At 39.8% G+C, this 20,129-nt stretch carries 19 protein-coding genes; 14 read left to right on the top strand and 5 right to left on the bottom strand.

What is annotated here, in order from left to right:
• Positions 1–3 precede the first annotated feature (3 nt).
• Positions 4–804, top strand: coding sequence for a formate/nitrite transporter family protein (locus tag CEQ21_RS10410; protein WP_185764550.1), 801 nt, complete (start codon positions 4–6; stop codon positions 802–804).
• A 93-nt stretch (positions 805–897) separates the two neighbouring features.
• On the opposite strand, the gene CEQ21_RS10405 is transcribed toward CEQ21_RS10410, so the two are convergent.
• The 3 genes from CEQ21_RS10405 to CEQ21_RS10395 all read right to left on the bottom strand — a co-directional run bounded on the left by CEQ21_RS10405 (position 898) and on the right by CEQ21_RS10395 (position 4,157).
• On the bottom strand, positions 898–1,632 hold the full coding sequence (locus CEQ21_RS10405; protein WP_185767219.1) for an ankyrin repeat domain-containing protein: 735 nt from the start codon (positions 1,630–1,632) through the stop codon (positions 898–900).
• A gap of 61 nt (positions 1,633–1,693) precedes the next feature.
• A complete protein-coding gene (locus CEQ21_RS10400; protein ID WP_185764549.1) occupies positions 1,694–2,923 on the bottom strand; it encodes an amidohydrolase family protein in 1,230 nt (409 codons plus the stop codon).
• Positions 2,924–2,927: 4 nt separating this feature from the next.
• Positions 2,928–4,157 carry an amidohydrolase gene (locus tag CEQ21_RS10395; protein WP_185764548.1) on the bottom strand — a complete coding sequence of 410 codons (1,230 nt, stop codon included), beginning with the start codon at positions 4,155–4,157 and terminating at the stop codon, positions 2,928–2,930.
• 173 nt (positions 4,158–4,330) lie between these two features.
• On the opposite strand from CEQ21_RS10395, the gene CEQ21_RS10390 reads away from it, so the two are divergent.
• The 4 genes from CEQ21_RS10390 (at position 4,331) to CEQ21_RS10375 (ending at position 6,757) form a co-directional block, all read left to right on the top strand.
• Positions 4,331–5,104, top strand: coding sequence for a DeoR/GlpR family DNA-binding transcription regulator (locus CEQ21_RS10390; protein WP_185764547.1), 774 nt, complete (start codon positions 4,331–4,333; stop codon positions 5,102–5,104).
• Positions 5,105–5,202: 98 nt separating this feature from the next.
• Complete coding sequence (locus CEQ21_RS10385) at positions 5,203–5,658, top strand: AraC family transcriptional regulator (protein ID WP_185764546.1); 456 nt, start codon at positions 5,203–5,205, stop codon at positions 5,656–5,658.
• 188 nt (positions 5,659–5,846) lie between these two features.
• A complete protein-coding gene (locus CEQ21_RS10380) occupies positions 5,847–6,242 on the top strand; it encodes a VOC family protein (protein ID WP_185764545.1) in 396 nt (131 codons plus the stop codon).
• Positions 6,243–6,481: 239 nt separating this feature from the next.
• Positions 6,482–6,757, top strand: coding sequence for a hypothetical protein (locus CEQ21_RS10375; RefSeq protein WP_185764544.1), 276 nt, complete (start codon positions 6,482–6,484; stop codon positions 6,755–6,757).
• Between the two features lie 43 nt (positions 6,758–6,800).
• On the opposite strand, the gene CEQ21_RS10370 is transcribed toward CEQ21_RS10375, so the two are convergent.
• Positions 6,801–8,201, bottom strand: coding sequence for an MFS transporter (locus tag CEQ21_RS10370; RefSeq protein WP_235907235.1), 1,401 nt, complete (start codon positions 8,199–8,201; stop codon positions 6,801–6,803).
• Positions 8,202–8,464: 263 nt separating this feature from the next.
• Between CEQ21_RS10370 and CEQ21_RS10365 the strand changes: the two genes are divergently transcribed.
• The 4 genes from CEQ21_RS10365 to sspO all read left to right on the top strand — a co-directional run bounded on the left by CEQ21_RS10365 (position 8,465) and on the right by sspO (position 12,985).
• Complete coding sequence (locus tag CEQ21_RS10365) at positions 8,465–10,834, top strand: polyprenyl synthetase family protein (protein ID WP_185764543.1); 2,370 nt, start codon at positions 8,465–8,467, stop codon at positions 10,832–10,834.
• 298 nt (positions 10,835–11,132) lie between these two features.
• Complete coding sequence (locus tag CEQ21_RS10360) at positions 11,133–11,354, top strand: YdbC family protein (RefSeq protein ID WP_185764542.1); 222 nt, start codon at positions 11,133–11,135, stop codon at positions 11,352–11,354.
• Positions 11,355–11,571: 217 nt separating this feature from the next.
• Positions 11,572–12,783 (top strand): MFS transporter, encoded by a 1,212-nt coding sequence (locus CEQ21_RS10355; RefSeq protein WP_185764541.1) that lies wholly within the window; start codon positions 11,572–11,574, stop codon positions 12,781–12,783.
• A gap of 67 nt (positions 12,784–12,850) precedes the next feature.
• The gene (sspO, locus tag CEQ21_RS10350; protein WP_185764540.1) at positions 12,851–12,985 is read left to right on the top strand and encodes a small acid-soluble spore protein O; all 135 of its coding nucleotides are present in this window, start codon (positions 12,851–12,853) and stop codon (positions 12,983–12,985) included.
• 38 nt (positions 12,986–13,023) lie between these two features.
• On the opposite strand, the gene CEQ21_RS10345 is transcribed toward sspO, so the two are convergent.
• Positions 13,024–14,184, bottom strand: coding sequence for an endonuclease (locus CEQ21_RS10345; protein ID WP_185764539.1), 1,161 nt, complete (start codon positions 14,182–14,184; stop codon positions 13,024–13,026).
• Between the two features lie 192 nt (positions 14,185–14,376).
• Here CEQ21_RS10345 and pepF point away from each other — a divergent pair, with 192 nt between their 5' ends.
• The 5 genes from pepF (at position 14,377) to CEQ21_RS10320 (ending at position 20,051) form a co-directional block, all read left to right on the top strand.
• Positions 14,377–16,188: an oligoendopeptidase F gene (pepF, locus tag CEQ21_RS10340; RefSeq protein WP_185764538.1), complete on the top strand. Its 1,812-nt coding sequence runs from the start codon at positions 14,377–14,379 to the stop codon at positions 16,186–16,188.
• Between the two features lie 116 nt (positions 16,189–16,304).
• Entirely contained in the window at positions 16,305–16,919 is a 615-nt protein-coding gene (locus tag CEQ21_RS10335; RefSeq protein WP_185764537.1) for an acetate uptake transporter, read from the top strand.
• 153 nt (positions 16,920–17,072) lie between these two features.
• Positions 17,073–17,267 carry a hypothetical protein gene (locus tag CEQ21_RS10330; RefSeq protein ID WP_185764536.1) on the top strand — a complete coding sequence of 65 codons (195 nt, stop codon included), beginning with the start codon at positions 17,073–17,075 and terminating at the stop codon, positions 17,265–17,267.
• A gap of 783 nt (positions 17,268–18,050) precedes the next feature.
• The gene (locus CEQ21_RS10325; protein ID WP_185764535.1) at positions 18,051–19,022 is read left to right on the top strand and encodes an ABC transporter ATP-binding protein; all 972 of its coding nucleotides are present in this window, start codon (positions 18,051–18,053) and stop codon (positions 19,020–19,022) included.
• Between the two features lie 24 nt (positions 19,023–19,046).
• Positions 19,047–20,051, top strand: a complete 1,005-nt coding sequence (locus tag CEQ21_RS10320) for an ABC transporter ATP-binding protein (RefSeq protein ID WP_225314813.1) — start codon at positions 19,047–19,049, stop codon at positions 20,049–20,051.
• Positions 20,052–20,129: the final 78 nt, after the last annotated feature.

The raw sequence follows: 20,129 nt of genomic DNA, 5'->3' as shown, positions 1-20,129 counted from the left end.
AAAATGAAGGATGTTATTACAACTTTTAGTAACACTGCATTAACGAAGATTAATGCGCTTAATACGAACAAAAGTAAGTATTTAGTTGGTGCAATGCTTGCTGGCTTTTTTGTTGGCTTAGGGATTATTCTTATTTTTACAATCGGCGGAATGCTCACACCTGCCGATTTTGCCGGTACAAAAATTATTATGGGTATCTCCTTTGGAATTGCGTTGAGCTTAGTAATTATGGCGGGAGCAGACCTTTTCACTGGCAATAATATGGTGATGACGATAGGCATGCTCGAAAACAAAGTAACGTGGAAGGATACTGGGAAGGTTTGGGGATTTAGCTATTTAGGCAACTTTATAGGCTCTATCCTTGTGGCATTATTATTCAGTTATTCTGGTTTAGCTGTTGGCGGAGTAGCCGATTTTATTACACATGGAGCAGAAGCGAAGATGAGTGCTCCTTTTATAGAGTTGCTTATTCGCGGTATTCTCTGTAACATCTTAGTTTGTTTAGCTGTATGGAGCTCCGTTAAGCTAAAGGATGAAACAGCCAAATTAATCATGATATTCTGGTGTCTCTTTGCATTTATCACTTCTGGATTTGAACACAGCGTCGCAAATATGACTCTAATGTCTATTGCTTTAATCATTCCACATCCTGAAACAGTGTCTATTGGTGGAATGTTTGCTAATTTACTGCCAGTGACAATTGGCAATATTATCGGCGGCGCAGTTTTTGTTGGTGCAGCATATTGGTATAATATTTCAGAAAAGACACAAGCAGTTGTTAAGTCTTTTAAGAGAGAAGCATAACGGACTATTTTGTGAATAATTTCACATTTTATGGTGATTACACTGACTATGGAAAAGAGACCAGTTGAAACTGGTCTCTTTTCCATAGTTACGTTAGTTTGCGCCTGCATCTAAAAGTATATCGCTTATCTTTTTATACCCTAGCTTCTTTGCGTGCTGCAGGGGAGTAACTCCGTTTGAGTCGGGGATGTTAACATCAGCACCGTGGGTTATTAATAATTGGAGTGTATCCTGTTGGTGTTTCCCGCCGTTCCCAAGCACTACAGCTTCTAATATAGCGGTCCAGCCAAGATCATTGACATGATTAACATCAATATCGGTTTGTTCGAGAAGCTCTTTGACAACATAAACATAACCGTGCTCAGAGGCTGGTATTAATGCTGTACCGCCAAATCTATTTAACAGCTTAGGGTCTGCTCCAGCGTTTATTGTGAGCTTCACGATTTCTAAATAACCCTCTGCCCCAGCGTACAGAAAGGGGTTGTTTTTCATATTGTCTTGAATATTAACGTCAGCCCCATTATTAATTAGCAGCTTTACTGTTTCAGGGTCATTATTGTAAGTGGCAAGCATTGCTGCAGTCCGGCCTTCTTGGTCTACGCTGTTAATATCAGCACCGTCTTCTATAAAGCTTGTAATTTCTGAGATATTACCAATCTCGACTGCTTGAAAAAACTGCTCTTTTTCTTGTGTAGTCATTGGTTCTTCAGCCTCCGTTTTAAGACTAGGCACTGGTTCTTCTGAATCATTCGCCTTTGTATGTTCAGGCTCTGATTGATTATTCTGTTGTGCAGGCGCTTTTTGACAACCAGCTAAAATGATGGCCATTAATAATATGCTTAATAGTTTCTTCAAATAGACTTAGCCTCCATTTCTTAAGAATATGCTATTAATGGGAGAGCGAACCAGATAATAATGTCCCTTTATAAAAAACAGCCTCTCTAGTTGCCCGTCTTGCTACTGCTTCAGCACTGCATGACGCCTTAACGAGATTCATATCAGCATCGTCTCCAACAGCTGGCCATACTTGTTTGCCTTGCTTATCCAATGGTGTTTTTCCACCAGTAATAAACTTAAGTGATTGTGATAAAGACCATTCATCAACATATCCATAAAGTTCTGCCAGACGGCCTGCCTTTTCTAAATTATCACCGTTGCCAAAAGGGGACCAATGGTCAGTTAGGCTGTCTGTACCAAGTGATACTTGAACACCTTTCTCCTTAAGTAGGGGAATAGGCATGATGATATTTCCGATTGGGACTGTTGAAGTAATGTCAATTCCAAGCTGAGCAAACCGTGCTGCCAATTCAGCAGCTTTTGAATCTGGAATACCAGCAAATCCAAATGCATGGCTAACCGTTACTTTGTTATGCAGATTCGCCTGTTCCGTTAAATCTGCCAATCTATTCATCGTAAACAATCCTAAATGGTCTCTATCATGTATATGGATATCAACCTCGGAATTAGTAGCAACAGCCATTTCAATTATCGTATTTAATGACTTTTCGATATTTCCATCGACTGTATGGGGATCAACTCCGCCGACATGTGTTGCACCGTGTTTTAAGGCTTCTCTGACAAGATTCTCAACCCCAGAATGAAGTAAGCCATGCTGCGGGAATGCGACAATTTCATGTGAAATCTTTCCCGAGAATGTTTGCAGTGCATCGAGTGTAGCTTCTAAATTTTTCAGTCCTACTACAGGGTCAATGTTAACGTGGGTGCGGACATGTGTGGAACCGAACCCAATCAGTAAATTTAAGATTTTCTCTGCTCTTTCTTTGGCAGTCGGCAATAATTGCGGCAGCAGTTCTTTTTCCTCTGCAAAGCGATCAAAGATGCTTTTCGCTGGTGTAACGGCTTTCCATGGTCCGCCATAATAGGTTTTATCAAGGTGAATATGCATATCCTTAAAGGTTGGCAGCAACAGCCATTTTTGTGCATCATATTTAATTACTTCATCACTAATTGCAGTTTCTTGAGGAATAATTTTGGCGAATTTCCCATTTTCAACGAGAAGATGGAAAATCGCTGTGTTTGTGCCTGTAATGGTTTCATTGTCGTACTGATATCCAGTTTCTAACCGGACATTTGTCAGCCAATAAGAAGAATATGTCATGCTATCATCCTTTCGTAAATTCACCTGATACTAGTTTTCCGCGATACATAACGGCAGGGCGGTTTGCTCTTCTCGCAATTGCTTCAGCAGAGCAGCTTGCTTCTGTAAAGACAATGCTCGCATCATCACCGACTTTTGGCCAAACCTGCTGTCCTTGTTTATTTAACGGTGTAATACCCCCAGTAATAAACCCAAGTGTTTCGGCAAGCTTTTGTTCTGTTGATCTGCCTGTAAGTTCAGCTAACCGGCTGGCCCGCTCTAAAATATCTCCATTTCCAAACGGTGACCATGAGTCGAAAATATTGTCACAAGCAACTGCAATCTGTACTCCTTTGTCATGAAGGAAGCTGACGGGCGGAATCGTTCTGCCAATCGGAACACTAGTGATAATTGAAATACCAAGCTCTGATAGCATCTGTGCGATTTCATCCGCTTCGCCACCATTCATGTCAGCCAATGCAAATGCGTGGCTGACTGCGACTCTTCCTTGCCAGCCAGCCTCTTCTGTCAGTTTTGCCAGCCTTCTTATCGTTGCTATTCCAAGCTTGCCTGGATCGTGCAGATGCAGGTCAATATCAGCGTTGCCTTCAGTGGCAATATCCATCATTTGCTGTAATGATTGCTCCATATTTCCGTCCACATTAGCAGGATCGACACCGCCTACTAAACTAGCGCCGTTACGAACAGCATTTCTTACTAAATCTGCGCAGTTATTCCGAAGCAACCCATGCTGGGGAAAAGCGACAATTTCAGAGGATAATTTTCCTTCATAGTCTGCAAGTGCTTCTTGAACTGCAAAGAAGTTATCGAGTCCAGCTTCTTGATAGATATCAACATGTGTGCGAATATGTGTGGAACCTGCTTGTAGCAGTACTTCAATCAGTGCTTTTGCTCGTTCCTTTGTTGTAGTGGAGAGAGAGGGAAGTACTCTTTTTTCGATTTCAAATCGCTCAAAAATGCTCGCTACAGGAGTTACTGCCCGCCATTTGTCTCCGAGAATTGTCTTGTCTAAATGAACATGTTTTTCTGTGAAGGATGGCAAGGCCAATAAGTTATGAACATCCTTTTTTGGTAACTGGTCATCGGGCAATGTTTCAGCAGAGATGATATTGCCGATTTTGCCATTTTCCACAAGCAGATGACAGTTTTCTGTTTCCGTTCCAATAACTGCGCCATTGTCGTAGCGGAATCCCTTTTCTAAGCAAACATTCGTTAGCCAGTAGGATGAAGACATGATGCTCACCACTTTCTATTTTAATAAGTATTAAGGCAAAATAAGTTAAACATAGCTGTTTACAGTAATCATAACGAACTAAAAATGCATATTCAAGCAGAAAAACTTAAAATAACTCATTATTTTGCAAGAATACTTAAAAAAACTTATAATATAAGGAATGAGGTGAAGGAATGTTACAGGATGAAAGACTTGAGGCAATTGTCCAATATTTACAAGTAAATGAGAGAGTTGATATAGACACAATCTGTGAGTTGAATCATGTATCAAAAGATACAGCGAGAAGAGATTTAATTCTTCTGGAAGAAACAAAAAGAGTGATAAGAATACGAGGCGGAGCAAAACGAGCGCATTTACACAATGAGGTTTATAATTTTGATGAGCGTGCTGAAATGGCATTAGCAGCAAAAAATGAGATTGGCAAACTGGCAGCGTCCTTGATTCGTGAAGGAGATCATCTTATTTTAGATGCATCAACAACAGTTTTGGCCTTAACAAAATATTTATCTAGCCAGAACCATCATATTGTAACCAATTCGATGGATGTTGCGAATGAATTATTAGGAAAAGAAAATATCCGCATTAATCTTTTAGGCGGGACGGTTTCTAAAAATCATCGCGCCATATATGGTTCTCGGGCAATTAAAGATATCCAAGATTATAAAGTAAACAAATGCTTTATTGGAACCTGCGGTATATCTGAAACGGGTCTATCTACGTCCATTGAGGAAGAAGGCCTGCTAAACCGTGAAATGGTAAGAAGTTCTGATACAGTTATTGTCCTTGTAGATTCTACGAAGTTTAATAAAACCTTTTTCCAAAAAGTATGCGGTTTAGAAGACATTGATATCGTTATTACGGAAAAGGAAGTGCCGGAAAATATACTTGAAATACTAGAAAAGCACAATATCCAAGTAATTTCTGTTATAAATGAGCTCGGAGTGTAAAAATATAAAACTTTATTAAAATTCCAGTTGTTTTCCATTTTAGTACATTATACGATGTGTTCAGACATCGATGTACTTTAATGGAAAGGAAAGAAAAGATGAAACCTAATATAGAGATAATGCCGTCTTGCACAGTCATCTATATGAGACAAATAGGCTCATATGGTCCTGAGAATCGACGATTAATGGAGAAATTCAAAGGTTGGCTTGATGCTAATAACCTGCTGGAGCAAAAATCTAGTATTTTCGGTATTGCCCAAGATAATCCCTTATTGACAGCACCGGAAGCTTGCCGATACGACGTTTGCTTAATTGTTCCTCAAGGTTTTATTACAGAAGATAAGGAAGTAAAGCTAAGGGGTATGAGCGGAGGGAAATACGCTGTCTTCAAAATAACCCACACAGCAGAAGCTGTTAAAAGGGCATGGGATGAAGTATTTCTAGCATTGGTTGCATTGGAGTTTAAGCTTGATAAAACGAGACCTGTGTTGGAGCGGTACAGCATGGAGCTTGTTGAGAGGCATTATTGTGAGCTATGTGTCCCGGTTAAGTAATGGTTATGGATGTATGAGTTTGTTCATCTGGATAATATAAGAACTCTGCCCCAATAAGATTTATTGGGGTTTTCTCTTTTACAGTGGAATTATTTTTCTGAAAATTGTCCATCCTATATAGGAAAACACGACAGTAAAACGGAATCTAATAATGGCAAACAATAATTCTATAAACCTTGGAGGTAAACATGGGAAGATTAGTACATTTCGAGATTCATGTTAGTGACATGGATCGGGCAAAGAAGTTTTATGGAGAGGTATTCGGCTGGACATTTCAGGATTGGACGGAATATGCCGGAATGCCTTACTTTGGAGCTGTAACAGGTAAAGAGGAAGAGTTGGGGATAAACGGGGCATTAATGCAAAGACAAGGCCCAGCTCCTGAGGCTACCCAAGCATTGAATGGATTTGCTTGTACGATGGGAGTAGAAAATTACGATCAAAGTGAAGCGAAAATATTGGAAAATGGCGGGACAGTCGCATTGCCGAAATATGCGCTGCCTGGAATGGCTTGGCAAGGTTATTATAAGGATCCAGAGGGCAATATTTTTGGGATTCACCAGCCAGATAAAAATGCGAAATAATTATCATAAGCATTACAACTCCATTAAGGTAGATAGAGGAAACTTTATTTGCTTTGTGGAGTTTTTTATTTGGAATAGCTGGAGTGTCATTTGTGGGTTTTTACTTTTCAGAAATGGTACATGTTGAATGGTGTTTAAATAGTAAAATTAACAAGAAATAACGAGTAGACTTAGCTAGGAAATTTATATCGGTAGAACGGAGCTGCAAATGAAGAAAACATAGGAGGAGTAATAAAAGGGTGGGAAATATAAAGATAGTAAGCAATGGGTTTTTCATTTGTGGTTTAGGTTATGTAGTTATTATTTTAGTAGTGTCGCTTATTTTACTGCTGCTGAATATACATGCTTCATACAAACTCCATTTCCTCTCGCTAGAGCTTGGTGAAATGTATAATAACTCGTCAGAGATGTCCAGTCTATTTACTTTCTCTGGAATTGTTTTCTTTGGTTTGCTTGGTGCCTTCGTATTTTTCCTTTTTTCAAAAATATCTTCTTCTTTATTAAAAAGTATTTAAAACAAAAAAGGCAACGAACGATGTCGTTGCCTCCTTCATAAACTTATCTGCTTCCAACCTCATCTGTTACCTTCAACACAATATTATCTCGCGTTGGACCAAGGCGGTCGAAGCTGCCATACTTTTCTCGAACTAGCAGCAGGACTGCTCCTCCAAGAATACTCGGAATCGCAAAGGCCATAAAGGCGCTTTTTGGTTCAAGGTTTGTGGCAAGCAACAAGCCGATAATAATTGGAGCAAGTATGGAACCAATTCGTCCAAATCCAACTGTAATGCCGACTCCTGTAGAGCGGATTTCTTTCGGATAAAACTCAGAGATATAAGGGTTTGCCAAGTTTTGTGTACCACCTGTGCAGGCTCCTCCTAATGCGATTAAAACATAAAGCAGCAATGCATTTGATGTTAGGCTTAGTGCGACGAAGCAAACTGCGCCAATCAGCAGCATGGAAACAAGAACATTTCGATGTCCGATTTTATCAACGAGATAGCCGCCAAGCAACGATCCGATAATTTGGCCGACACTCAATACAAGTGTGAACGAAAGGGCGGATGTTAAGCCATAGCCTGATTCTTGCATGATTTTTGGCAGCCATGTGTTCAAGCCAGAAACCATTAGAAGACTGCAGACAACGAAAATCCAGAAAGCGAAAGTACTGATAGCACGTCCGTTTGAGAATAGTTTTTTAAGTGGTGCGCCACTTTCAGCTTCTTTTCCTGTTGCAAATACATACTCATCTGTTTCTTTATAATTGCCACTTGGGTCTATTTGGTTCATGATATTCGCTATTTTATCCTTTTGCTTGCGCACTGTGTAATAGGAAATTGATTCAGGGAACTTCTTCAAAAAGATTGGCAATGTGAATAATGGCAGAATGCCAAGCCAATATAGAATTCTCCAGCCGAAATCCTCCAACAAGTACATGCCAAGCAGTGAAGCAAAGATTCCGCCGACAGAATAACCGCAATACATTGTCGCTACGATTAATGCTCTATTTTTCTTAGGTGAATAGTCGGTCATCATGGCGATAACATTCGGCATTAAACCGCCCATTCCGATTGATGCGATAAAACGCATAATTGTAAAGATAGTGACTGTCGGTGCCAGACCTGAGCCAAGTGTGAAAACACTGAACAGGAACATACAGATTGCTAATACCTTTTTGCGGCCGATAATGTCTGCGACAGGGCCGAGGATAAAGGAACCGAGCATCATCCCGACAAGTGTATAGCTCCCAACAGCTCCTGCTTCAACAGATGTTAGCTTAAAATCCTCCATCATTAACGGCAAGCCTACACCGTACATGGCAATATCAAAGCCGTCAAATGCAATTGCGTACACACACCATAAATAAACTAATAAATGAAACCGATTGAACTTGCTTGCCGCAATTACAGCAGACGGGTTAATGCTCCGCGCTTTAATCGTTGTTGATTTTGTTGTCATTATTTGTTCTCCTTGCTATGTTTGATTGTGTTTGTATAATAGCATGGCAATGCTGGTATAGAGTAACTGTTAATTTGGATAATTGGTTATAACGAAAAGCTATAGCAAATAGATAATTTACATACTTTGGATATAAAAGCGTTTTCTTTTTAGTTAAGATAAGACTGGTATTTATGGAATGGCTCCTTTCTGGTTATAAACCTGTTTTTCTAGTACTATATTTATATAGATAGTAAATGAAAAGAGTTGAGGTACTTTACTGTATGAATAAGCAGTTTACAATAAATCCTGATGCGTGCTTTTCTAAGCAAGAGCAGAAGGCGTCCCAATATTTCCAAGAGCTTTATGGACAGGTGACAGAAAAGACTTTTATCCCGATTCTCACAAAGGATTTTGCTGAGTGGAAGCATAACCATATTCAACCTCCTTCTATTTTCTCGCTTTTTTCCCGGCGAAAGGGTAAGGAGGTTCCGACGGGATATCAGCACTATATCCACTGGTTGAATCAAACAGGCAAACTTGATAATTATTTGGATCGCAGTGTTTCTTATCTTTATATGAGAGATTTAGGGAAATCATTAGATTCACCAGAAACACTTGCTGGGATTAGAAGCTCTGTTGAGAGCTTGAAAAAGCATTTGACTGGTAAGAATAAAGACAAAATCGGGATTTTCAGCATGGCAGGCTTGTATCGGTTTGCGGAGAAGGAAGGTATCGAACCGACGATGGTTTGGCTGATGGATAAGCTGAAGTCAGTTTCCGCTAATATTCCAGCAGGAATGGATGCAGCTAACGCCCAGCGCAAGCTTATCAAAATTATTGCTGGTGTTATCATGCATGTTTTGGATGATTTAGAGGACGGAACAGAGTCTGCTCTTCGCTCGCAAAAGCTAAGTGAAGCGATAAGGCTTGGCTATTCTTATGGATTGACATACCCGTTCATTGATGACCTCTTTGACGCCAAAATCCTGTCTTCAGAAGAAGAAAAACAGTACTCGCATTTAATTCGAACGGCACTTACAACGGGAAATGTTCCTGAATTAGGAGAGTGGCTTGGAGATAATGCTGAATTAATCTTCTATATTCATGCTGAGCTGCGAGAAGCATTTGAATATATAAAGGCAAACCAGCGGGAGGAAATGATTAAGCCGTTTTTAGAGCAGGCTTATGTGTTTTTTCATTCCCAAGAAGTTGATCGGCAAAAGAATCTCTCTAATAGAAAATACACAAATGAAGACTTGTTTATCCCGGTCATTTTAAAGTCATCCTCTTCCCGCTTAATCGTTCGATCTGTTATAAGTGCACAGCTTGAGGAAGGCTTTGAGAGCAGATCTTTTTTCTACGGAATATATAACCAGCTTGCAGATGATTTTGCTGATATGTTTGATGATTGGCAGGATGGAGCGGTAACTCCTTATACGTATTATATGAAGCATCATGGCACACGCCAGGATCTGATAAATCCTTATGAACTGTATTGGACAGTTATATCCCACTTAATTCATAATGTTTATAATTCAGACAGGAAGACGTGTGAGGTCATATTGGACCGCGCAATTAACGGTTTGAAGCGTTTTAAGAAGAAATGGGGAACAGAAAAGTATAACCAAACAATGGAGTTGTTTGCATCTGCTATGCCAGAGTTTAATCGTAACATTCAAAAAATGGTCAAAAGGGCGGATGATGTTGATTTCTTTGATAAGCTCCTTAGAGATCATATGGTTGGAGCCCTCCAAAATGACAAAGCAGAGCAGGAACAGTTTTTTGAACAAGTTAAAACAGTACGCAGCCAGATTAACAGTGCGATGACAATAGAACGTTTGGAAAATAGTCCGTTTGAAGAACCGCTCACTGATGGAGCGAACTACAGTTTGCATGGTGATGGCAAACGATTAAGACCAATTATGACATGGTTTATGGGTGTACATGGCTATGGGTTGGACGGCAAAGAAATCTTACCGCTGCTGCGTTCATTGGAATATATGCACACAGCCTCTTTGATTTTTGATGACCTGCCATCACAGGATAACGCCAATATACGCAGAGGCCGACAGACATTACATCAAGTTACTAACATTGCAGTTGCTGAATTGACTGGCCTTTTTCTGACGCAAAAGGCAGTAGAGGAGCAGACATCTCTTAGCACCTTTGACGCAAAAACTGTGCTGCGTTTAATTGAGTACTCCTCCAAAAGGACTGCAGATATGTGTAAAGGTCAGGCAATGGATCTGGACTCTAAGGGCAAAATCTTAACGCTTGAAGAGCTGAACAGGAAGAGCTTCTATAAGACGGGAATGGCATTTGAGGTTTGTTTAATGATGCCTGCCATTCTTGCAAAGGCAGATGAAGTGGAAAATGACATTTGGAAGAAGTTTTCCTATCATGCCGGGATTGCTTTTCAAATTAAGGATGATTTGCTTGATGTAGAAGGAGATACAAGTCAGCTTGGAAAGCAGGCTGGCATTGATGCAGATAACAACCAAACCACTTTTGTGTCAATCCTTGGAATAGACGGAGCGAAAATGGCGATGTGGGAGCATTATTGTCTCGCTGCTGAGACACTGGAGCAAGCACCACGCAACCCAGCCTTCTTAAAGCATTTGCTCGATTATTTTGTGAATAGGGATCGATAACATAAAGAAATGCTCTTCTTTAAGGAGGAGCATTTTTTTGTTTGAATTGATTGATAAGGTTTGTAACCTATTTGAACATGTGCAGAGCAAAAAAATGCACTCACCAGTAAGAACTTGATTGCAAGATGTCTCTAGTCGTTAGCTAGATTGAGCCAGCTTACGATTATTTTGTATATGTTCCAAAAAATATCCAAGAAAAATAGATAGAGTATGCCGTTATGCTGCTTAAAAGAAGCAAAAAAATATATAATAGAATGAGAATATCATTTTTCTTTAAGTACAATTAGGAGGTAATAATGTGGCAGAGATTAAATTCGAAATTACTGAACATATTATGGTTCTTTCCGAATCAGCAAAAGGATGGACAAAGGAACTGAACTTAATCAGCTGGAATGGCCGTGAACCTAAGTATGACATCCGTGACTGGGCTCCAAATCATGAAAAAATGGGTAAAGGAGTAACTCTTGATTTGGATGAGGTTGTGAAACTGAAAAAAGCTTTAAATGACACAAGTCTATAAAATAAAACTTTGAAAATGTACAGCCATCACTGTACATTTTTATTTTTTCACAAAATTGTTAAAAAACATCAAAACCTAAATACAATAACCGTTACAGCCGCCTTTTCTTCGGAAAACAGAAATTTCGGGAATGAAAATAATCTTCAGATGTGTTATTATTGAGAATATTAAAACTACTCATTGACTGTAATATGATGAGCTTAGGAGCGCGAACGGCATGCTAAGGTGGAAGCGAAATTTACTTGTGTTGTGGGTTGGTGTTTTTTTTACGGCAGCGAGCTTTTATATGGTCATTCCGTTTTTGCCGATTTTCCTGCTGGAAATCGATGTCCATGAGCATACAGAACTATGGGCAGGAATCCTATTCAGTTCTGCGTTTTTTGCTGGAGCGCTTTCCTCGCCGTTTTGGGGGAGAATTGCTGATAAATATGGCAGAAAGCCAATGATAGTGAGGGCAGGCTTTGCTTTGTTTATTATCTACACATTGGCTGCATTTGTTACTAATCCTTATGAGCTGCTTATTTTAAGAATTTTGCAAGGGCTGCTGTCAGGCTTTATTCCTGGTGCAATTGCTTTAGTTGGAACAAATACGCCGACAGAAAGAGTAGGGTATGCACTATCAATGATTGCCACAGCAAGTGCTACTGGGGGAATCGTTGGGCCTTTGCTTGGCGGAGTTATGGCTGAGCTGGTAGGCAACAGAATGGCATTTGCCAGTGCTGGTTTTATTGTTTTTCTGGCAACGTTTTTAATTATCTTCTTTGTAAAAGAGGAGAACTTTAAACCGAGCAAGGAAAAGGGGTCTGTTAAAAACGACATTAAAATTGCATGGTCAAACCGTCCGCTGATGCTCGTTATGGTACTGACAATTGTTACCTCTTGTTCCATTCTGTCGATTGAACCAATTCTGCCACTGTACATTGTTAATTTAGGTGGTACAACTGCCAATGCATCGTTACTTGCAGGGGTTGTTTTCTCCCTCCCTGGAATAGCAAGTGTGCTGTTTGCACCGTATTGGGGGAAGATGGCAGATAAGATCGGCTTTAACAGAATATTGTTTATCGGTCTGCTTGGCGGCGGGTTAGGGACTTTCTCGCAAATCATCTTCCAAAACATATGGGGCTTCTCCATTACGCGGTTTGTATTCGGAATTTTCTTCTGTGCTGTCTTCCCGGCATTGAACGGGCTTGTAGTTAAAGCGACGACAGAGGATTTTCGCGGCAGAGCGTTTGGCCTGAACCAAACTGCCAACCAGATTGGCGGAATGATTGGACCGATGCTTGGCGGATTCTTAGGCGGTATCTTCCCAGCATATAGTGTGTTTATTCTCACAGGCGTGCTGCTGCTTGCTGCATCAGCAATTGCTTATCAGAAGGATGACCGTTTAAAGCAGATGGTATTCAAAAAAGTTATGCACGGAAAGCAATAGCATGATAAGAGTGTTGGTACATAATAATAAAAATTGTTACGTACACTATGCTCTGGAGGTGTTATAAATGACAACAAAAAAGAATGGTAAGCAAGAAGGCGTAAAAGGAAATTTATCAAATGCCTATGACCATGAATTCGCGAATGAACCATTGTCAGAAGCAGAAAAGAAAAATAACAAGAAAACGAAAAAACGTCAATAACAAAACGGGCCTGCTGCTTGCAGGCCCGTTTTCTTTTTTTACCAGATTGCTTCAACCCATTCAGGGTGGTCAATAAACGGATTTCGGTTATGCTGGTAATCTGTGAAGATGACTTCATTTCTGTTTCGTTCAAAGTCATCGACAGGGTCAAGCTCATTCCAGCGTTTTAACGTTGATAGTTTTCCGTGTAATGGAGCAGAACCATTACTTACTTTTTCTGATACTTCTAAATCTAATTCGCCGCTGTCACCTTCATAGCGCACAGCCATATAAAAAATCATGCGGGCAATGTCACCTTTGACCTCGTCACGCGGCTCCCATGAGTCGCTGTCAGCGAAAGTGTCTGGTGCTTCCTTCTGGGCAGTTCCGCCATCATCGAAGTCCTTGTTTCCACGTGCTGAATTGACAGACACATCCGTTGGGCGCAAATGGTGCAAGTCAGTGCCTGCTCCGATTGATGTTCCAAAGTCGCCGTGAGATTTCGCCCAAACATGCTCCCTGTTCCATTGATCGACACCACCGCCGTTGGAGGTTTTGCTTTGCGATCTGCCTGTATATAGCAATATGACATTATTGCTGTTATTTGGGTCCTCGTCTGTATGGCGAAGTGCATCCCAAACAGCACTGTAGGAAAGTTTTGTATGATCATCGATTATTTCATGCAAAGCTGCTTTAAGGCTTGCGCCTGTTTTACCGCTGGCACTGTTATAATAGCCTTCATAGCTACCGGAAGGGGGGGCTGTATCTTCTTCAGGCTCATCTGGAACTGGCGTTGGACCTGCAGTGCTTGTCGACATTGCTGTTGCATTTTTCAGTCCAGGGTGAGAGAAGTAGGCTGCAGTGCTTCCCGTTACTGTAATTTTTGTACCAATCAAATTAGGATTTGATTTTAGTCCAAAGCTCGCTCGAAAGGATGAGGGAATTTGCACATATAGCATTGAGCCAGTGTTTTTTTCTGTTGGGTTGTCTGCGAGAGCGAGTGCATAATCGTCAGAAAAGCTGCTAGTTTGGACGGAGGAAGCGGAAGCTGGCTTTCCGACTATGTATCCTTCTACTGTCTGAGTTGATCCGTTCTGTATCCTAATTGCATCAGAAACGGACAAAGTAGCAGCTTTTGTTGAAGCTGCAGGGAAAAGCGAGACTGCTAAAGTAAAAATCACGAAAAGTAAAAAATAGATTTTTCCACTTTTTTTCATCATTTACCTCCCTGTTTCATATAGTATATTGCTCTTTTAACATAACATAGTTATTTAGAGGTAATTGTAGAAAAGTGTAAAGAATATGATATTTTGTGTTTATTCAGTTAATAATTTGAAAATTTGCAGTTTTCTTATATAATGAAGTTATTCGTTTCGAATATCGAAATATAAACAAAGGGGAGAAGCCTTACAATGAATAAGCTGCAAAGTAAAACACTGGCAAGGAAAGATGTCTCAGTTGAAGAAACATGGGATTTAACCGAATTGTTTCCTTGTGAGAAAGCATGGAAGAAGGAGCTTGGTGCAATCGAACTCGATTTAGAAAAGATTGTGGAATATAAGGGGAGCCTTGGAAGCAGTGCCATTAACCTCCTGCAATGTCTGCTTGAACGAGACTCGTTGGAGGAGCGGGTTGCCCGGGTGATGACGTATGCAAGCTTAAACCAGTCTGCTGATGGGACAGACCCTGCTAATCAAGCAAATGATGCGATTGCAGCCTCCGTGTATGCTGCAGTTCGTAGCAGTGTGTCCTTTATTGATTCAGAGATACTTGCAATGTCAGAGGAGAAAGTAGGCTTATTTTTAGAGCAAGAAAGTGGACTAAAGGATTACACGAAGATGCTCAGTGATTTATTCGCGGAAAAGGCACATATGCTTTCCCCAGAGACAGAGCAAGTCTTAGCAGCATATAGTGAGATCCATGAGTCTCCTTACATGATTTACCAGCGCAGCAAAACGTCAGATATGAGCTTTTCCTCTTTTACAACAGCAGATGGGACTCTTCATCCTTTAACATTTAATTTATACGCTAAGTATGAAGAGTCACCAAATACGGATATCAGGCGAAAGGCTTATGATGCCTTTATTGAAACATTAGATAGGTACAAAAATACATATGCAGGAACACTTGCGACAGAAGTGAAGAAGCAAGTTGTTGAAGCAAAATTACGAAAGTATAAGTCTGTAACAGAAATGCTCCTATTTGAGCAGCAGGTAACTAATGACATGTATCATAATCAGCTCGATACCATTTTAACTGAGCTTGCTCCTCATATGAGAAGGTATGCCAGGTTGAAAAAGAGCGTTCTTGGACTTGAACAACTTTGTTACAGTGATTTAAAAGCACCATTAGATGCTGATTATAATCCGGAAATTTCTTATGATGAAGCATCAGAGCTTGTGCTTGAAGCACTTAAGATAATGGGACCAGAATATGCAGAAATAATGAGACAGGGCTTGGAAAATCGCTGGGTCGACAGAGCTGACAATCTTGGTAAACGATCTGGAGCCTTTTGTTCAAGTCCATATGGGGCACATCCGTATATTATGATGACATGGAATAATTCCATGCGTAATGCCTTTACACTTGCTCATGAGCTCGGACATGCAGGTCATTTTGTTCTGGCAGGCAGGAATCAGTCGATTTCAAATACACGTCCATCAAGATATTTCATTGAAGCACCTTCTACGATGAATGAAATGCTTTTAAGTCAGCATATTTTGCAGAAATCGGATAATGACCAAATGCGCCGGTGGGTTATTTTGCAATCATTGGGAACGTATTATCATAACTTTGTTACACATATTTTAGAGGGTGAACTGCAACGTCGAGTTTATGCACTTGCAGAAAAAGGCACACCGATAACTGCAAAGCTGTTATGTGAACAAAATCTTGAGCTTCTTGCAGCATTCTGGGGGGACAGTGTGGAACTGGATGAAGGAGCCGGCCTTACTTGGATGCGGCAGCCGCATTATTATATGGGGCTTTATCCATATACGTATTCGGCAGGACTGACAGCCTCGACTGCTGCTGCCTTAATGATTCAAGAAGAAGGACAGCCTGCTGTTGACCGCTGGCTTTCGGCACTGAAGGCAGGCGGTACATTAAAACCGATTGATTTAATGAAGCTTGGAAATGTTGATATGTCTACATCTAAACCAATCAGCAAAGCAGTTGCTTATGTTGGCAGCTTAATAGACGAATTAGAAAAAAGCTTTACTTAATATTTAAAAACATCCTTGTAATTTCGCAAGGGTGTTTTTTATGAAAAATTTGATTGACACAATACTGCGAATCCTATACATTACATAAGTATGTTTTTTTATTATAGGAGGAATTTATGAGCAACAAGAACTATACCCAAGTAAAAATGGTGACGGCAGATCCATCTGCACTTGGACTATTCGGTCTAGCAATGGTTACATTGGTAGCATCTTCACAAAAGTTAGGTTTAACAGAAGGGTTATCTTTAATTTTGCCGTGGGCGTTCTTTTTGGGTGGATTAGCTCAATTGATCGCAGCTTTGCTTGATGCGAAGCATAATAATATCTTTGGAACTACTGCTTTTGCAGCATTTGGTTTATTCTGGTTTGGTGTAGGCTTTTCTTGGTTGATTCAACTTGGAGTGTTTGGCGAAGTACTTGCACAAAATGTTGATCCAAAACAACTTGGCTTTGCTTTCATCGGCTATTTAATCTTTAGTCTGTTTATGACAATTGGCGCATTAGAGACACATAAAGTGCTTTTCTTTATTTTCGTCTTTATTGATATCCTATTTATTGGACTTTCTTTAAGCTCTTTTGATGTCATGTACGAAGTAACACATACGATTGCAGGTATTGCAGAGCTTTGTATCGCCCTATTATCATTTTACGGATGCGGTGCAATTGTGCTTAACACACATTTTGGGAAAATCGTATTGCCGATTGGAAAGCCATTCGGAATCTTTAAATAAAAGTTTGCAGAGAGCCTATAAGCATAGGCTCTTTTTTTTGTGGTTAATTTAGCTGAAATATATTTGTACAGGTTGGTAAAACAAAAAAAATACTCCTTTTGTAATGGAAAATTCTATAAAATACGGTTAAAATAAGTAATTGGTGATATAGACATGTCGAATATGGAGGTATATATGATTAGTGAGCTTCAAAAAAACATTAAGGGTCTTTCGGAGGGTGAAGCAAAATCACTGCTGATGCAAACTGTTCTGTACTTGCAAATGATGAAGGATGCAGATCTCATTTCACAACAGGAAATCATGAAGGAGCTTTGCGATGAGCTCATGGATAAACTAACATCCTGTTAATTATCCAAAGTCCACTTAGAAATACATAAATCCAAAAACAATTCTCCCCACTTGATGAAGGAGGCTTTTTTGGCTTCCTTTTCCCCGTTAATCCTTTAAAAAGATAGTGAATATAACGAATTAATATTATTCATTTTAACTATTTTTTTACACATATTTCATAATGTTTGTACGTACTTATAGTTAAATTTCTTTTTTAATATAAAAAAATGACTGTAAGGTATAATTTATTCGTTTTAAAGATTACCAAGAGAACGAGATAGATTTATAGAAAAAGAACAAATTATATTAATATAATTTGTTGTGTCGGCTGATATTAAATGATGTCTATCTGAAGGGAACGATTGTGTTTTTTGTTTGTCGATTAATGTTTGGATTTCAGTAATAACAAGTTTTCACTATAATTATGATGTTTTCCACTTAAGAGAATATGAGGTCGGAATTATACGACTGTTAGGAGAAACTATTATCTTTATATATTATATTTAGTGGAATAGTCTTCTCGGTAAACAGATAAGAATGTAGGAGAATAGCGGAGATTTCGACGAGAAAACTAGACGATTCTACAAAAAATCTATTTTTCTGAAAAATTTGTCTTTACAAGAATTATAGAAGGTATTATATTATTTATCAAAACGGTTTCTATTTTCAGAATAATTTCTTTAGTTAAAAAGTTCCCTCAATTCAAAATTAATTATTAAATTACATCCTACCCATTTTTTTACTACCCAGAGTACATAGCACAAATTACAAGAATCCAAGGATTATAGCAGAGGTGAGTATATGACAAAACATGCGTTATTAGAGGTAGAAGGTTTAAAAACGTATTTTCAAGTGGATAAACACAGAGTGGCAAAAGCTGTGGATGGTGTTGACTTTTCCATAAATCCTGGTGAAACAGTAGCACTCGTTGGTGAATCAGGAAGCGGCAAAAGCATTACCTCTCTTTCTATAATGAAGCTTGTTGGTAAGCCAGGGAAAATCAAAGGAGGGCAAATCCGCTTTAACGGCAAAGATATTGTTCCTTATTCCGATAAGCAGATGGCAAAGCTTCGCGGAAGTGAAATTGCGATGGTTTTCCAAGAGCCGATGACTGCGTTAAATCCTGTATTTACAATTGGAAACCAGCTTATAGAAACAATTAGAAAGCATAAGAAAGTCTCAAAGGAAGAAGCTCGAAACAGAGCAATCGAGCTATTAAGAATAGTTGGTTTTCCAAGGGCAGAAGAGACAGTAAATGAATATCCTCATCAACTGTCAGGCGGGATGCGCCAGCGTGCGATGATTGCAATAGCTATTTCCTGTGAGCCAAAGCTGCTTATTGCAGATGAGCCGACTACAGCTCTCGATGTAACAATTCAAGCACAAATTTTGGATCTGTTGGACGAGATGAAGAAAAAATTCAACATGGCAGTGTTGTTAATAACACATGACTTAGGTGTTGTAGCTGAATATGCAGACAGGGTTATGGTTATGTATGGAGGACAGATTGTGGAGCAGGCAAAAGTAAATGCAATGTTCCTTGATCCCAAGCATCCTTATACTAATGGACTTCTAGAAAGCTTACCTAAATTAGAGGACGATGTCGACAGACTTGGAGTAATTAAGGGAACAGTTCCGCCTGCCTATGATTTTCCTGTTGGCTGCCGTTTTTCTGACAGATGCAAGCATGTGATGGATAAATGCCGTGTTAGTAATCCTAATCTTCTTGATAATGGACAAAACCATAAGGTGCGCTGCTACCTGTATGAATAGGAGGAATAATATTTCATGTCATTGATGGAGCAAGATTTATTGAAAAAGACCGAAGAAGATTACATTCTTCAAGCGAAAAACATTAAGAAATACTTCCCAATCAAGGGTGGCGTTTTAAAGCATACGGTGGGCCATGTCAAAGCAGTTGATGATATTTCCTTAAATGTCATCAGAGGAGAAACGCTTGGACTTGTTGGTGAATCTGGTTCAGGCAAATCTACGTTAGGACGAGTCATTTTGCGGCTGCTTGACCCGACAGAAGGCAGTATTCAGTTTGAAGAGCAAGACATCACTACATTAAATAACAGAAAGATGCGTCCAATCAGAAAAGATATGCAAATTGTCTTTCAGGACCCGTTCGCTTCATTAAACGGAAAAATGAGTGTACAAGAGCTTATCGAAGAACCGCTGCTTGTACAAACAAAGTTAAATCGACGAGAGCGGGAGGAAAAAGCAATCAGTCTGCTGGAAAAGGTTGGCCTCCGAGCAGATGCACGAACGAAATATCCTCATGAATTTTCTGGTGGTCAAAGGCAACGTATCAGCATTGCGAGAGCGCTTGCGCTAAATCCTAAATTCATTGTTTGTGATGAGCCAGTTTCAGCTTTGGATGTTTCTATTCAGGCACAGGTTTTAAACTTGATGGCCGATTTGCAGGAAGAATTTAATTTGACATACCTTTTTATTGCCCATGATTTGAGTGTTGTTAAACATATAAGTGATCGTGTAGCGGTAATGTATTTAGGAAGAATTGCGGAGCTGGCACCTAAGCAAGGGCTTTATGAAACACCGCTTCATCCTTATACACAGGCGCTTTTATCAGCAGTTCCGACAACAGATGTGACTAAAAAGAGAGAAAAAATCATTCTGAAGGGTGATCTGCCAAGCCCGTCAAATCCACCGTCAGGCTGCGCATTCCGAACTCGCTGTCCAAAAGCACATGAAAGATGTGCCATTGTGCGCCCGGACTTGACTGAAGTTTCGGAAGGCCATTTCGTTGCATGCCACTTATACAGTAAAGAAGATTGATTATTAATCTTTTAAGGAGGTGGTTGTTGACCCGAGTTTGGTTTGCGATTTCTACAGATAACTATATTTTAAGGGGGA

Source organism: Niallia circulans (genome assembly GCF_007273535.1).
GTDB lineage: Bacteria > Bacillota > Bacilli > Bacillales > Cytobacillaceae > Niallia > Niallia circulans_B.
Note: the sequence above shows the minus strand (reverse complement) of the source record. Positions and strands in the feature narration are given on the sequence as shown.